General features: G+C 41.4%; 11 protein-coding genes and 1 pseudogene. 6 read left to right on the plus strand and 6 right to left on the minus strand.

The features are described from left to right. The first annotated feature begins 5 nt into the window (after positions 1 to 5). From thiO to HWQ58_RS04395, 4 genes are all read left to right on the plus strand, one after another. On the plus strand, positions 6 to 2027 hold the full coding sequence (thiO, locus tag HWQ58_RS04380; RefSeq protein WP_292858259.1) for a glycine oxidase ThiO: 2022 nt from the start codon (positions 6 to 8) through the stop codon (positions 2025 to 2027). Positions 2028 to 2199: 172 nt separating this feature from the next. After that, complete coding sequence (locus tag HWQ58_RS04385; protein ID WP_292858262.1) at positions 2200 to 2379, plus strand: ssl1498 family light-harvesting-like protein; 180 nt, start codon at positions 2200 to 2202, stop codon at positions 2377 to 2379. A gap of 266 nt (positions 2380 to 2645) precedes the next feature. Continuing rightward, on the plus strand, positions 2646 to 4859 hold the full coding sequence (locus HWQ58_RS04390) for a tetratricopeptide repeat protein (RefSeq protein ID WP_292858264.1): 2214 nt from the start codon (positions 2646 to 2648) through the stop codon (positions 4857 to 4859). A 444-nt stretch (positions 4860 to 5303) separates the two neighbouring features. Beyond that, entirely contained in the window at positions 5304 to 6020 is a 717-nt protein-coding gene (locus tag HWQ58_RS04395) for a choice-of-anchor K domain-containing protein (RefSeq protein ID WP_292858267.1), read from the plus strand. A gap of 301 nt (positions 6021 to 6321) precedes the next feature. On the opposite strand, the gene HWQ58_RS04400 is transcribed toward HWQ58_RS04395, so the two are convergent. From HWQ58_RS04400 to HWQ58_RS04415, 4 genes are all read right to left on the minus strand, one after another. Beyond that, positions 6322 to 7446 carry a site-2 protease family protein gene (locus HWQ58_RS04400; RefSeq protein WP_292858270.1) on the minus strand — a complete coding sequence of 375 codons (1125 nt, stop codon included), beginning with the start codon at positions 7444 to 7446 and terminating at the stop codon, positions 6322 to 6324. A gap of 72 nt (positions 7447 to 7518) precedes the next feature. Then, a complete protein-coding gene (locus HWQ58_RS04405) occupies positions 7519 to 7746 on the minus strand; it encodes a hypothetical protein (protein WP_292858273.1) in 228 nt (75 codons plus the stop codon). 353 nt (positions 7747 to 8099) lie between these two features. Continuing rightward, complete coding sequence (locus HWQ58_RS04410; protein ID WP_292858276.1) at positions 8100 to 8933, minus strand: sulfurtransferase; 834 nt, start codon at positions 8931 to 8933, stop codon at positions 8100 to 8102. A 56-nt stretch (positions 8934 to 8989) separates the two neighbouring features. Beyond that, the gene (locus HWQ58_RS04415; RefSeq protein ID WP_292858279.1) at positions 8990 to 9400 is read right to left on the minus strand and encodes a DUF6220 domain-containing protein; all 411 of its coding nucleotides are present in this window, start codon (positions 9398 to 9400) and stop codon (positions 8990 to 8992) included. Between the two features lie 229 nt (positions 9401 to 9629). Here HWQ58_RS04415 and HWQ58_RS04420 point away from each other — a divergent pair, with 229 nt between their 5' ends. Next, positions 9630 to 10292 carry a LuxR C-terminal-related transcriptional regulator gene (locus tag HWQ58_RS04420; RefSeq protein ID WP_292858282.1) on the plus strand — a complete coding sequence of 221 codons (663 nt, stop codon included), beginning with the start codon at positions 9630 to 9632 and terminating at the stop codon, positions 10290 to 10292. A gap of 343 nt (positions 10293 to 10635) precedes the next feature. On the opposite strand, the gene HWQ58_RS04425 is transcribed toward HWQ58_RS04420, so the two are convergent. Both HWQ58_RS04425 and HWQ58_RS04430 read right to left on the minus strand, forming a co-directional pair. Further along, positions 10636 to 12561 carry a calcium-binding protein gene (locus HWQ58_RS04425; protein WP_292858285.1) on the minus strand — a complete coding sequence of 642 codons (1926 nt, stop codon included), beginning with the start codon at positions 12559 to 12561 and terminating at the stop codon, positions 10636 to 10638. A 313-nt stretch (positions 12562 to 12874) separates the two neighbouring features. Then, complete coding sequence (locus tag HWQ58_RS04430) at positions 12875 to 14479, minus strand: choice-of-anchor Q domain-containing protein (protein ID WP_292858288.1); 1605 nt, start codon at positions 14477 to 14479, stop codon at positions 12875 to 12877. Between the two features lie 784 nt (positions 14480 to 15263). Between HWQ58_RS04430 and HWQ58_RS04435 the strand changes: the two are divergent. Continuing rightward, positions 15264 to 15408, plus strand: a pseudogene (locus HWQ58_RS04435) (IS4 family transposase); the annotation flags it as partial.

The raw sequence follows: 15408 nt of genomic DNA on the forward strand, positions 1-15408 counted from the left end.
GACTAATGATTAGTGAGACTGTGATTATTGGTGGCGGCGTTATTGGTTTAGCGATCGCCATTGAACTAAAATTGCGCGGGACAAACGTCACCGTGCTTTGTCGTGACTTTCAGGCTGCCGCTACCCATGCTGCCGCCGGGATGTTGGCACCAGATGCGGAAAACATCCCGAATGAGGCAATGCGTTTCTTGTGTTGGCGATCGCGTACTTTATATCCCGACTGGACGCGCAAATTAGAAGAACTGACAGGCTTAAATACTGGCTACCGTCCCTGTGGTATCCTCGCACCCCTCTTTGAAGAGGCAGGGAGGCAGGGGGGCAGGGGGGCAGGGGGAGCAGAGGAGCAGAGGAGCAGAGGTGAAAGTCTTTCCTCCTCATCTCCCTCATCCCCGGCTTACTGGTTAAACAAAGAGGCAATTCATCAATATCAGCCAGGATTGGGAGCAGAGGTAGTTGGTGGCTGGTGGTATCCTGAAGACGCACAAGTTGATAATCAAGCTCTAGCTCACGTATTGCGGACGGCAGCTGAGTCTGTTGGTGTTGAACTCAAAGACGGTATTATAGTAGAAGCATTTTTACAGCAGCAAGGACAAGTAGTTGGCGTGCAAACCAACGCTGGTATAATTCGCGCCGCTCACTATGTTTTAGCTTCAGGTGCTTGGTCAAATGAATTGTTACCGCTACCTGTGCTACCCAGAAAAGGACAAATGCTGAGTGTGCGGATACCAGAAGTTTCGCCGGAATTGCCCTTGAAGCGGGTTTTGTTTGGGCAGGATATTTATATCGTACCAAGACGTGATCGCCTGGTTATTGGCGCAACAAGTGAAGACGTTGGCTTTATCCCCAACAACACTCCAGAAGGTATTCAAAAATTACTACAAGCTGCTATCCGGTTGTATCCCCAATTAAAGCATTATCCCATCCAGGAATTTTGGTGGGGATTTCGCCCAACTACCCCTGATGAATTGCCCATCCTGGGCATTAGCCACTGTCAAAATTTAACCTTTGCTACGGGTCATTACCGCAACGGAATTCTACTTGCGCCCGTAACAGCCGCTTTGATTGCCGATTTAATCTTAGAACAAAAGTCTGACCCCCTACTTGCTGATTTTCACTATTCGCGCTTCCAGTCCAAGTCATCTACCTCCACCCCCATGCTGACTCACTCTGCCAATTTCTCCAACGGGCATAATACCACCCCACTTCCCACAGACGCGATTAATCACGTCTCTACCGATTCCCCATTGATTATCGCTGGCAAAACCTTCCAATCCCGCTTGATGACGGGAACTGGTAAGTATCGCAGCATTGAGGAAATGCAGCAAAGCGTCGCCGCCAGCGATTGCCAGATTGTTACCGTAGCAGTACGACGGGTACAAACCAAGGCTCCTGGACATGAAGGTTTAGCTGAAGCCTTAGATTGGAAGAAAGTTTGGATGTTACCCAATACCGCAGGTTGTCAAACTGCTGAAGAGGCAATTCGGGTAGCGCGTTTAGGGCGAGAAATGGCGAAATTGTTGGGGCAGGAAGATAATAACTTTGTCAAGTTAGAAGTAATACCCGACCTTAAGTATTTACTCCCAGACCCGATTGGGACATTGCAAGCAGCAGAACAACTAGTTAAAGAAGGTTTTGCAGTATTGCCTTATATCAATGCTGACCCCATGTTAGCCAAGCGCTTAGAAGAGGTAGGTTGTGCTACAGTAATGCCTTTGGCATCGCCAATTGGTTCTGGACAAGGATTGAAAACAACTGCCAATATCCAAATTATCATCGAAAATGCAGGTGTGCCAGTGGTGGTAGATGCTGGTATTGGTTCACCCTCAGAAGCCGCTCAGGCAATGGAATTGGGAGCAGATGCCTTATTGATTAATAGTGCGATCGCTCTTTCTCCAAAACCAGCAGCAATGGCTCGTGCCATGAATTTGGCAGCAGTCGCCGGTCGTCTAGCATACCTTGCTGGCAGAATGCCTATTAAAGATTACGCCAGTCCTAGTTCACCTCTAACTGGGACAATTACTAGTTAGGGAATAGGGTACAGGGTATAGCTTACAGAGGAATAATCTTTTCCCTGTAACCTGTACCCTATGACCTGTCACCTAATTCCAATCCCCAATGTAACGATTTATCTAGCAGTTTAAGACCAGATTTAGCATTTATGTAACATTAAATTAACGATAAAGATAAAGGAATTCATTCATGCCCTATACCAATGAAGAAGGCGGTCTTCTGAATAATTTTGCCCGGGAACCAAAGGTTTATCAAGCAGAACCTCTCACGGAAGGGCAAAAGCGAACTTATATCCTACTAGGAATTGCCGCTACAGCTTTGGTTGCCGGCTTGATTCTAGTCGCCTTCTTTGTTTCTAAGAGCAGTTGATCGTAAAACATTTTAAGAAAACTTCATCTTATTTATAGTTTTTCAGGTTCCGATTTTAAGAGGGGCCTGCTTTTTTATTTTTTGTTAAAATTGAACTGGGAACGAAAGTATATAATTATACTTTATTATTCCGACTATAATTGAAGGCTCAATATATCCTCAGCCGCACAACATCTACTTATTAAAAATCATTTTTATTATGAGTTTGGCCCACTTGAATGCACCCAGAAAGGTGATATCTACTATGTTTTGGCTCTTTAGCCGCTATGAGCGTGAATGATACTGCACACAACAATAATTCTACTTGGAATCGGCAAGTATACCACCGCCTGAAACTTGCCTTAAGTCTTGGCTTACGACGACAAATTCTTCTAGCTGTATGCGATAATTTATACTTAAGAAATCAGGTAGCAGCCCGTTTGCATTCTACATTGGCTTATCCTGTCGGACAGGTGCTATATCAATCATCAAATGCTCAGGAAAATAGCACTCCAGCTTATCCGCGATTAGTCACGTTGCGTTTGAATTTAAACGATCCCAATCCCATAATCCAGATTAATCAATGGTTGACTAATTATCCACCGCCAATTATTGGGGCATCAAAAGATACTCCTGGTAGACCTTTTCCAGTACCAGCATTTCAGATTGTCGGCGTGGAGCATCTTACGAAGCAACCAGTTGCGACACAGCGTTTATTTTTGCACTATCTCCGCTTAAGCGAACAATATTTCTCTACACAAGAATCCAGCCGATTCCTAGAATCTAATTTGCTGTTGTGGATACCACGTCCTTGGTTATCGGCTATCAAGCAATCAGCACCACAGTTTTGGCGTTGTCGTACTGGCGTATTTATGTTTGCTGGAGAACCCACACCAGCAACTCAGAATTTGGGCTATCCAGAACGTTTTTCTAGTTCTAGAAGCTTAGATTTGGGGAATATTGAGCAGTCAATTCTAGATGAATCAGCTAACCAAGCAGAACTCAAAACCGCAGCCACCGAGTTCAAGTTTGATAAGAATTCTGATTTCCCAGTAGAGATACAAGGGAATCGCGTACACAAAACTGAGGAAGTTTCACCATCAACAGCGGATTTATTGAAGGCTACGCCACAACAACAGGAATCTACAAATCGGTCTGGTAGTGGGAGTAATAATCAATCGCTGTCATCTTTATCTTATATTAGCAGTGAGTTAACGGAGCTAGTAATAGCAACAATAAATACAAGTATTGCTCAAAATACAGAGGATTCCTTACAACCACAGCAGATTTTATTGGAGATTCAAGAATTACACGAAAATCTTGTTTCAGAGGAAATACTGGCAGAGGCCTATCATCGCTTGGGTACTTTATACCGTCTTCGCATTGAGCAAGGAGAGGCAACTTTAGAAAACCTGATGGTGGCAATTATTGCCTATCAGGAGGCAATTAGTTATGACGAAAGCTCACCGCAACTTCCAGATATCTTGAATGATTTGGGTACACTCTACTGGATGCTATACCGCACACCACCCAATTCTGAAGAGGGACAAACTTATATAGAGCAGGCAATAGAATTTTATCAGTTGGCGTTAAAGATGATTTCGCCCCAGACACATTCGGAAACTTACGCTCGTGTACAAAATAATTTGGGGACAGCCTATGGTGATTTAGCTCGTTTCTCTCACCCATCTGAAAATTGGCAGCAAGCAATTTTCGCTTACAGTGAAGCACTTAGCCACCGTACAGCTGATATGGATTCATTAAAGTATGCGGCTTGCCAAAATAATTTGGGTACTGCCTACTGGCATTTAGGGCAATACAATCAACCGATTGTGCATTTAAAGAAAGCGATCGCAGCTTACAATGAAGCGCTTGCACACTACAACCCTGAAGAGGAACCGCTGAAGTATGGCATGATTCAAAACAATATCGGTACTGCGTGTTGGAATCTGGCACAATACGAACAACCTGCCCAAAATCTCCAGTTAGCCATAGATGTTTATAGCGAAGCTCTTAAGTATCGCACTCCAGCTAATGTTCCCAGTGCCTGCGCCGCTACACAAAATAATCTGGGTACTGCCTACTGGCATCTAGCAAACCTATCTGAAACTACTCAAGAGGCACGGCAAAAATATCTGCAATTATGTATCAGCGCTTACGAAGAAGCTATCGCTTTGGCTCACTCACTTAGCGGTACTTCTTTAAGTTTTGATTTGCTTGCCTCTCACAATAACCTGGGACTAGCACATTATCAGCTAGTAATAGATAAGTCTTTTAATGGCGACAAAGCGACACGCTCTCAACACTTAGAAGTAGCATTAGATAACCATTTGCAAGCCTTAAACGGATTAATTAAACAACCAGAGGCTTATCAGACAACCTTCACTTATGTGGTGAAAACTATTCGTGCTTTTCATAATGAATTAGGCATACAGGGGCAAAATCTGGCTTTATCTAAAGTTCCTAGCCAGTTGTTGCCAGAGATTTTGTCAAAATTATGAATCCCATTCTTCCGTATAGCACAGAGAATGTCAAAAAACTGTAACTTGATATAAACTTGACAATTCATCAGGAAGCCGAGTAAGGTAGCGATGTCTACGACGGGCTACAGCTACGCAATTACTAGACTTCTTGCATAAATCAAAAAAAGAATCCCACTCCGCCTTTGACTTACGTCAAAGTCTCCACTATTGCTGGAAATGGCGTGTTAGGGAACTTTTTGCAAGAGGTTTACCGTTTTACTAATTACAAACTAATAAAGTATATTTTAACAACCCATAATTTTAACTTAATCAATATAAATTATTCATTAAATTATTTTGAAATGCACATAAATTTTTTATAAAAAATACAATAAGACGTTGGCGTATTTTCCGTAAATTTACTAAGGTAGATTGAAGACCTAAGTGAAAGAAACTCCAGAATGATAATTAAAACCTAGAATTATGAAACTCAGTTTTGTTTTGGCTACTGCTATATCTAGCTTTTTTGTGAGTTCGACCACAGGATTTGGTTTCTCCGGTCAAGCACGAGCTCTAACTTTTTCTGGCATCTCTAGTGCAACATGGGGAAAACCGACTCCAGGAAGCACCGATACTAATCCCATATATACAGGTGTGGGAAGTAACACATTTACTTGGGGTCAAGCTAATTTGTCGTCAGGACTTCCAAATAAACTAACCTCTAATGGAACTTCATTTTCTGCGGACATTAACTCTGTATTCAAAATAGCTGATTTAAGTTACTTTAATGGAAAGATAGTCCCCGAAACAGGCATTGGATTTGTACCTTTAAATCTCAATGTATCTTTCAGCCCTCCTGTGGGAACCAGCCAAGTTTTTGACTTTAACTTGCGTTTAGTAAATACACCTAACGACGCAAAAGATCCTGAAAAGAGTGCAGACTTAGTATTTTTAGATACAAATTCGAGTAATGGCAGTTTCACCTTTGGAAGTAATAAATATACCCTTGAGTTAACCGGTTTTAATCTAGACGGTCGCCAGATAAGTATTAAGGCTCTTGAAGAAGCTACAACTACAACAGCTATTTATGCCAAAATCAAAACTATACCCGAATCTGCGCCACTGGCGGGTTTATCCTTGCTAGGGATATACCTGATATCTCGTAAAAATTCTTGGAAAAAAAATACTAAGAGCCTATAAATATGACTTATTCAAAACCCTTGTAGAAACGTAGCACTACTACGTCTCCACATTATTTTTCATCAGATGTCTAATTTATAGAAATAGGCAATAGGGAATAGGAAACAGAGAAAAAGATAGATAGGTACTGAGTCTTGTTCAAAAATTAAATAGGAGTCCTAATATAGTAATCCGATTTGATTTTTGAACTTATACCAATTCAAAAAAAATCAAAAATTTTGACGATAAAAATGTAGAGACGCGATTTGTCGCGTCTCTACAAGGGTTTACCGTTTTTTGATAGACGCGATGAATTGCGTCTTTATGCAGGGTTAGGTTGGGTTCGGCTTTGAAGTAGCTGGATAATTGCAGCTTTTTCTAAGATTCCAACTAGGACGCCATTCTCACGAATCACGGGAAGCACAGATAGTTTTTGTTGTTCGAGTAACTGCATGACTTCCAGCAGAGGTTGATCTGATTGGACTGTGGTAGATTCAGTAATTGGTCGCATGACTTCTTTGACTTGAGTTTCTGACCACAGTGCTGTAGGGATGGTTCTTAAATTATCAACTGCGATCGCACCTACTAATTGTCCATCATCATCAGTCACTAAGAACCGATGCCAGTTTTGCCCACTTATGACTCGCTCATCGGCAAACTCTCTCAAGGTAAGATTAGCAGATACAATCGGGCTGTCATGAGTTACAGCATCCTCGACTGTCAAACCTGTGAGTTTTTCTTGCACTCTGGCAAATTGAGCCGAATTACCAGCATTTTGCAACAAGAAGAAGCCAATTAACAAATTCCAGAAGTTACCGGAGTTGCCAAATAATAGTAGGGGAAGTACACCTGAAAGAATTGCTACCCAACCAAATATTTGTCCAACTCGACTCGCAAAGGTTACACCTTTATAAGGATTACCTGTAATCTTCCAAACAATGGCTTTCAGTATATTTCCACCATCTAAGGGCAAGCCAGGAATCAGGTTAAATAGAGCTAATGCTAAGTTAACAGAAGCTAGAACACTAAGAATTGCAGCTAACGGCCCTGATGCAGCAGTAGTAACACCAATAGCTGTAACCATGCCGCATAGTATTAAGCTTACTATTGGCCCAGCGATCGCTACCCAGAAAGCTTCACCTGGGGTTTTCGATTCTTTTTCTAAGCTTGCTAAACCGCCAAATATAAACAGCGTAATGGATTTGACATCAATTCCCTGACGAATCGCAACAAAACTGTGGCCTAATTCATGGGCGACGACAGAGGCAAATAACATTAGCGCTGTCATCAATCCTAGTAGCAAAGCTAATCCCGCAGACAATTGGGGAAATTGCGCCGCCAGTCCACTGCTATAGCTCCAAGTTACCAAACCCAGAACTAAAAACCATGACGGATGGATATAGAAGGGAATTTCGAAGAGATTACCAACGCGAATTGTGCCATTCATGTCGTTCACCTTTAATTTCAGCTTCGAGAGGTTTGCTTTCGTCCTTCTCGATGTTTTTATTGTAACGAAAGGTTAAGAGATTTTAATCTTGATGGCGGTAGTGGTGTCCGTCTGTAAAGGTGTGGTTATTGGTAATATTGCGAGCAAGAGTAATGACAATGTAAGCTGACGCATTAACATTGCAAGCCGACGCATTAACATTGCAAGCCGACGCATTAACAATGTAAGCCGACGCATTAACAATGTAAGCCGACGCATTAACAATGCAAGCCGACGCATTAACAATGTAAGCCGACGCATTGGCATTTTTTTGGCGAAGGTATTAGACCTCTTGCATAAATCAAAAATAAAGAACCCCACCCCGCATTTGAGTAAAGCAAACGCTCCCTCCCCAAAGCATCGGCTACCGTGTACACACAAGTCGAATTACCCCCCTTAATCCCCCCGATGTATTGGGGGGAAACAGAAATCCAGTTCCCTCCCCAATACGTACGGGGAGGGTTAGGGTGGGGTAAAACCTTGGTTAATCAGCTATTTCAGACTTGTGTGTACAACGTAGCCCCAAGGCATCGGGGAGGGGTTGGGGGTGGGGTGTTAGGGACTTTTGCAAGAGGTCTATTGAGAAGAGCAAAAATATTCTCAAGTAACTCTCACTACCTCTTGATCGCTACATCAGGCAAGCGACTCCATTCATTCCAAGAGCCATCATAATTCGGAACATTCGGATATCCCAATAAATACTTCAAGACAAACCAGGTATATCCAGAACGCCCACCGATGGCACAGTAGGGAAACACTTCTTTATCAGCCGTAATGCCCTTACTGTCATAAAGATTTTTTAATTCGTTGAATGATTTAAAAGTTCCATCCTCATTCAGAGTTAAGATATGCTCCAGATGCACTACACCGGGAATATGTCCAGTGAGTTGACCTTGTTGTGGTGGCTGATCGAAAAACCACTCACCAGAGTATTTTTGCAGTGTTCGGACATCCAACAATACGCGATTGCTTCTACCTATCGATGCCTGAACTTCATTGTGTAATACTCGCAGATGAGCATCAATACCTCTGGCATGGTAATCAGTGGAAGCAAACGTAGATAATTCAGTTGCTAGTGGACGACCTTCTGATTTCCATTTTTGGTAGCCGCCATTGAGAACTCGTATATTCTCATGTCCAAAGACTTTCAACAACCAAAAAATCCACGCTCCCGTTCCCGGATAACTGCCATAAGCAATCACTGTGGTATCATTGGTGATGCCTGAACGTGCCATCAGCTTCTCAAAAGCGATCGCATCCAAATTCATCTTCAAATCGGGCAAGAGTAAGTCTGTAAAGATGTTCCAGAACACAGCACCAGGTATGTGAGCATTTTTGTACGGCTCTGGACTCATATCCACTTCAATAATGCGGATGTTTGGATCGTTGAGATGATTTGCAAGCCAGTGGGTATCAAGGAGAACAGATGAATCGGCGTATTGAGACACTTGTATTTCTCCTGTAATAGCGCGAAAAGAATTGAAAGTTGTGTTTCCTCAACGATTTAGTTGTGGTTGGGAAATACGATGTGTGATGTCCGATGCACTAAGGTTGTGGAAATAGAGAATAAGGAAAAGCCGATGAGTGGGTGAAATACTGCTAAAGGCAAAGAATGCAAGTGAATCGTGAGAAATTGCAGTCCCAGCAGCACTGGCAAACTTGCTGTCAGGTTTCGGACTCTTGGCGGAAAGGGAATCAAAAACACCCATACCAACAAAATTAGTGAGAGTCCGCTATATCCTCGCACGAGCCAAATATGGAGATTCCACCAATCAGAGTTGTAAAAGTAAGCCAGTCCAACACTGAATATTTGGATTATTAAACAGAGATTGAAAAGCACTGCTGCGATCAAAAAACTGATTTGAATCCAGCGCCCGGATATCTGTGTGTCATTAATGCCAGAATTTACAGTCATGTGAAGTAATTCCAAAAACCAAACAAATTAGTCATTGGTCATTGGTCATTGGTCATTAGTGATTAATAAAGAGTTTTTTGGTACATACCTCGCAACAGAGTGGGCAAAAAAACTAAGGACTAAGGACTAATAACTAATGACTCCGCGAAGCGGTTTGGTGTGACTAAAGCTAAGATAGGTCTGGTTGCGATACTGCGCCTAGACCTCGAACGAGTACACTTTGCAAATCATGGTTGCCTTACAAGCTCTATTTCATGGAATTGCTCAAGCTAAAGATGAACAGACTTTGCGATCGCACATATCCGCTCAAATGAGTGAGTATTTTTCAGCTACACGATGTGGGCTGTTTTTCTTTGCCCAAATTTCTTTAGTTGACAGCAAGATTCAAAAAGCACTGCAAATTGCATTATCACCTCAACACAATCCAGTTGCACGCTACTTGCTAGAACGCCATGCCCCTGTTCATGAAGCTTTGGTAGTAGAACCTAAAACATGGAAGTTGATTTGTCCTCGTGCCGATCACTGGCATGTCATGGCAGGGCCAATTGTTAGCAATGGTGAGTTAGTGGGTGTGGTAGGTTTGACGCGTCAGCAAGGAATGCCTGCATTTGATTCACAAAATCTTACAGATTTGAGTGCGCTTTGTCTGCACATTTCTACTTGGGTAGCAATGGCGCAATTGCAACAACCCCTATTACAGACAAAGTGTTTAACACCTCGTGAAATGCAAATTGCTTCCTTGGTGGCTCAAGGACAAACCAATGCAGAAATTAGTGCTGAACTTTGGATTACTGAAAACTCTGTCAAGCAAGCCTTAAAAAGGATGTTTCGCAAGCTTGAGGTTTCATCTCGTGCTCACATGGTTGCAAAACTTTCCATAGTTTCAAAATAAATGACCTTTTATTGGCTTTATTAATCCTGGATTTCTCTGCTTATGTTACCGAAAAAAGGCAAAAGGTAGGAGGCAGTCTTTCGACTACGCTCAACAACCAGGCAGGAGGCAGAAGACAGCAGGTTTTAGAAAAGAATTTTCTTTGGAGCCAAAATCGTCTGAGAGCAACTAAATATTAGTTTTCCAAAAAAATGAGCAAATTTTTAATATTTTACTTTGCTATAAAGATATAGTTAAAACATATCACTCGTGATTCATGTTATTTATCTTGTAAGTAACAATACCTTCGCTAAATTCAGATTTTTTTACCGAAGGTATTGTTGGTATAAGGTTGTCGCCAGTTTTAGACTAAAACGTTACTGCCAAGAACTAAAGAACTAGCAGAAACATTATTTAAAGTTACTAGCAAGTTAAAGCCTTGTGTGGATGTCAGTCCATCTGCATCAATCTCAACTTGGGTATTTGCACCACTAGAAACAAATTTCAAATAACCATCAGCAATCGGATTGTTATCAGAGTAAGACAGTTGTCTAAACAAGTCAGTTAACACTAGTTTGTCTTGGCTGGAATTGAAGTCAGTGATAGTATCACCACTAGTGCTAGAGTCACTATCAGCTTGATAAATAAATTGGTCAGAACTAGTTCCACCAGTGAGGATGTCATTGCCAGCACCTCCCACAAGAATGTCATTACCAGCACCACCGCTCAAAGTATCATTGCCTACACCACCGCGCAACAAATCATCGCCTCCACGACCATCAATAATGTCGTTACCTCCCTGACCATTGATGACATCGTTAGAGTTGTCAAGACCCTTGATGTTGTTAGAGAGTTCATTGAGGAATGTGACTTTGTTGCGTTGGAATATACTAGTTTGAGCCGAATCAGCATTAATAACATCAAAGCTGTCGCTAATGCTAGTTTGTCCATTAAACAAAAGATTGCCAATTGTGGAAAGATTATCTAAGTTTTCTAAGGCAAAGTTTTGTAAAGTAACTTTAGTATCACTATCAGCAACTCCTTCAAATGTAAACTCTAGATTTTTGCCAGATTGAGTTAAAAGCAAATTACGGGCTGTTAAACCAGTTCCCTGGAATTTAATAGTATCCACCTCGGCAACAGTAGCTGGGGAAGGATTACTACCTCTGTTTACACCGCCGAAGTCAACGATACTATGACTTCCCTCCCCACCGGGTACAATAAACTGTTTGTGACCACCACTACCAGAAACGGTGTCAGATTCATAAGCACCGATATCTACAGTAGCGAACTTGATACGGTTAAAACCAATGCCGCGTTGATCGAAAGGAATGGATTCATTAATGTTACCATCTCCATCTAAATCAACTGTATCTGTTAAGAGATTGGCATTGTTACCAGCATTAATCGCAGGACTAGTTGGAACTAAAGCATAAGTAGCTGTAGAACCACCATTGTTTTGCAAAATCGGGTCAAAGACCTGATTAATGTTAGTAATACCAGCTTCGGCAAAGGTAATGTCACTACCTGTACCAATAGTTCCTGATGCCCCAGATGTACTACCAATTAAGTTATTAGCATTGCCAACGATATCACTATCACTAGAGATATCAGCCTCTTGATTATTGCTGTTAGTATTTCCTGCAATAATCGTGTTCTTGACACTCAGTTTTCCCTCAAAGAAGTTTTCAATCCCACCACCAAAAGTACTGTTGAAATTAGCCACTACTGTGTTGTTAGTGATAGTGTTGTTAATCAAAGTGGCTATTCCTAAGTTCCCGATACCACCACCACCAAAAACCCTGGCTTGGTTACCTGATAAAGTAGTGTTAATTAAAGTAGCTGTACCTGAGTTTAAGATCCCACCACCTGCATCACCTTGGTTATTAGAGAGCGTGCTGTTGATAACGGTCGTTGTACCAAGGTTATCTATTCCGCCTCCGAGGTTGCCACGATTACCTTCAACAGTGCTGTTAGTTAAGACTAAATTACTATTTTGATTAACTAAGATGCCACCTCCATCTCCTGTTCCGGCATTACCATTTGCAATTGTTAAGCCGTCAATTCTAGCATCTGTTCCTGTTCCAGAGATATTCAAAACACGGCTAGCATTGTTACCACTTACCGTTAATTGTTCAGATCCTGTTCCAGAGATAGTGACATCATCTATAATTCTGAGTTGTCCAGAAGTAAGAGTGATGGTTTGGGCAGTGGCAAATGTTCCTGTAGTGTCAAAATCAACTCTATTAGACCCAGCAAAGATATTGGCATTTTCAATTGCTTGCCGCAATGACCCTTCACCACTATCGTTGATGTTGGTGACAGTGGTATCGTTACGGGCGATCGCAACGCTAGCAGTTGGATTTATTGTATCAATAGTATAAGCAGTATCAGGAGCTAGATTGAGTTGTAAGGTTTCGTCAGCTTCTGCTGCTAGGTCATTGATAGCAGAAAGATTAATATCAACAAAGCTTTGCCCATCAGGAATAACAACGGCCAGAGTATTGTCGGAAACTGTAATGTTACCACCACTGAGGGTGTAATCATTTACAGAAGCACTACTGCTGCCGTCAATAGTCAGTTTGACGGTTAAGTTACCAGCATTACCAATACGACTGAGACGATAAGTCCCTACTGTTCCCGTTTCTGTGGCAGTGGGACGAAACTGCTTTTAGGCTGACAATTGTTTCCTGTACTTCAAATGCACCAATATCTATCGTTCCAAATTTGATCTGGTCAAATCCTGTGCCTCTTTGGTCGGTAGTAACATCAGGAAGAACAAAGCTGTTACTGCCTGCGTTAATGGCTGGAGAACTAGCTAGTAAAGCGTGGGTTTGAGTCGGGCCGCCATTGTTAGCTAGGGGGGCTAATCCAGGGTCAGGATTGACGATATCGCTACCAGTACCGATAGTTCCAGAAGCCCCAGATGTAGTCCCAATCAAGTTGTTAGCATTGCCTGTAACATTACCAAATACATCAGGAGCCTCACCACCTAAATCCTTATTAGTAGCAATGATAGTATTGGATGCGGTAACCGTACCACCCAATTTGATAACTCCTCCACCATCACCTGCACTGTCGTTATCAGCATCTGCTGTGTTGTTGGCAATAGTACTGCTATTTAAAATAAGCAAAGCTGAGTTAGTGATTCCGCCACCAGAAGAATTAGCAGCGTTGCCTGAAATTGTGCTGTTACTCACAGTGGCTATATTGACTGTAGCAAATGCACCACCGTTAGTACTAGCTAAGTTGTTAGAAAGGGTACTATCATTTATCGTAATTGTGTTGAAATTATAGATTCCACCGCCACCGATGAGAGATTGGTTACTGTCTATCGTACTGTTGGTAACGGTAGTCCTACCTACGTTGGAGAGAGCGCCGCCGCGAGCTGCTTTATTATTAGAAAGCTTGCTGTTAGTTAGGTTAAGAGTATTTCCATCATTGACTAGAATAGCACCACCATTTGCTGTGCCTGCGTTACCATCGATGATCGCAATCGCATCAATGGTAGCATCTGTTTGAGTCCCAGAAATATTGAAGACGCGGGAGGTATTATTACCACTAACAGTTAAGTTTTTCGCTCCTGTTCCTTGAATAATGACATCATCAGTAATACTTAATTCTCCAGATACCAAGCTAATCGTATCTGCAAAGGCATCAGTATATACAGTTCCAGCAAAACTAACTGTGTCAGTTCCAGCAAAGGCATTAGCATTTTCAATCGCTTGCCGTAATGAGCCTTCACCATTGTCATTAATGTTAATTACTACTGTATCGTTACGGCTGATTGTAACAGTGGCTGCATTACTAGCGGTATCAATCTTATAATTTGCGTCATTTGCTAAATTCAATTTGACTGTTTCATTAGCTTCGGCTTGAATATCATCAATAGCAGTTAAATTGATATCAACGAAGCTTTGTCCATCAGGAATCACCACCGTAACAGTACTTCCAGATACTGTTACTTTATTTCCACTAAGTTTGTAGTCTGTGATCGCTGCACTACTACTACCATCAATATTGAGTTTGATAGTTAAATCACCATCTGTGCGATCCCGACGCGGTATGTGCCACGATTGCCTGTTTCTGTAGCAGTAGATGCTAAAGAGGTAATTGAGAGTGTAGATAATGTCATACTTGATAAATCTTTCCTCAGAATTACAAAATAATATTGCAATCAGAGCAATTACAAAAATTGTATTGCTCACAATCAAGATGAATAACTAATGTGCATCTTCCGCCTATACTATGAACCGATTAAGCACGATGCCTACTCCACAACAGGTGATGAGATATTTTCTATTTAGTAATTCATGATTAGTTTTAAATTGAAAATTTTCACTGTTGGATATTTTTATTTACAGCTATTTTTAGGTAAATAGACCACGCAGTAGGAGCGCAAGGCCTTGCGCCCCTATGACAGGTGTGGTTCAAATACATGAAAACTGCTGTAAGTAAGTCCTGGAGAAATTTTCTAAATATGTAACAAACAATTAATTAGAAGAATGAGAGTTCAACTTATACGTTGTGTACTATAGTTGCCCTTTTTTCCTCTCGTCTAACTGTTAAATTAGTGGCTATTAACAGGTTAGTCAAGAGCTTTTGTAAAATATCCTACTTTTCCTACCTTTATTACTTTTATACTTAACTCAAATAAAACTTATATAAATAGAGTATTGCTATTATTTGCAACACTTTAAAAGTAAATTAACTTTGTCAATACATCTTTGAGCATAAGTCTGTTATATTACTTTAGGGAGATGACAAATATAATTCGGGGCAAAAGGCTGTTTGTAAATGATTATTTCATAATCTTGCACCTGAAAATTTGAATGTAAAAACTGTAACTATGTGCATCTGAGACAGTTTAAGATAATTGCACTTTTGTCAATCAGCTAAAATACTCAAAAAAGCTCTTAACAATGATAATCGTGTACGGGGGAGGGGGATGAGGCGAGCGTCTCTCGCCTCATCCCCCTTTACTTGATTATCAGTATTTCTTTAGAGATGATTTATCGCGGTTTATACCATTTCAGCGTTGCTTACGACAAAGGTGACGCGGATGATCCAATTAAATACTTTGCTGCCCCAGAGAATCAAGACTTAGGCGTGGTTAAATATCTCCGAAAGCCAGTCT

The sequence above is a fragment of the Nostoc sp. LPT genome (assembly GCF_017115165.1).
Classification (GTDB): domain Bacteria; phylum Cyanobacteriota; class Cyanobacteriia; order Cyanobacteriales; family Nostocaceae; genus Nostoc.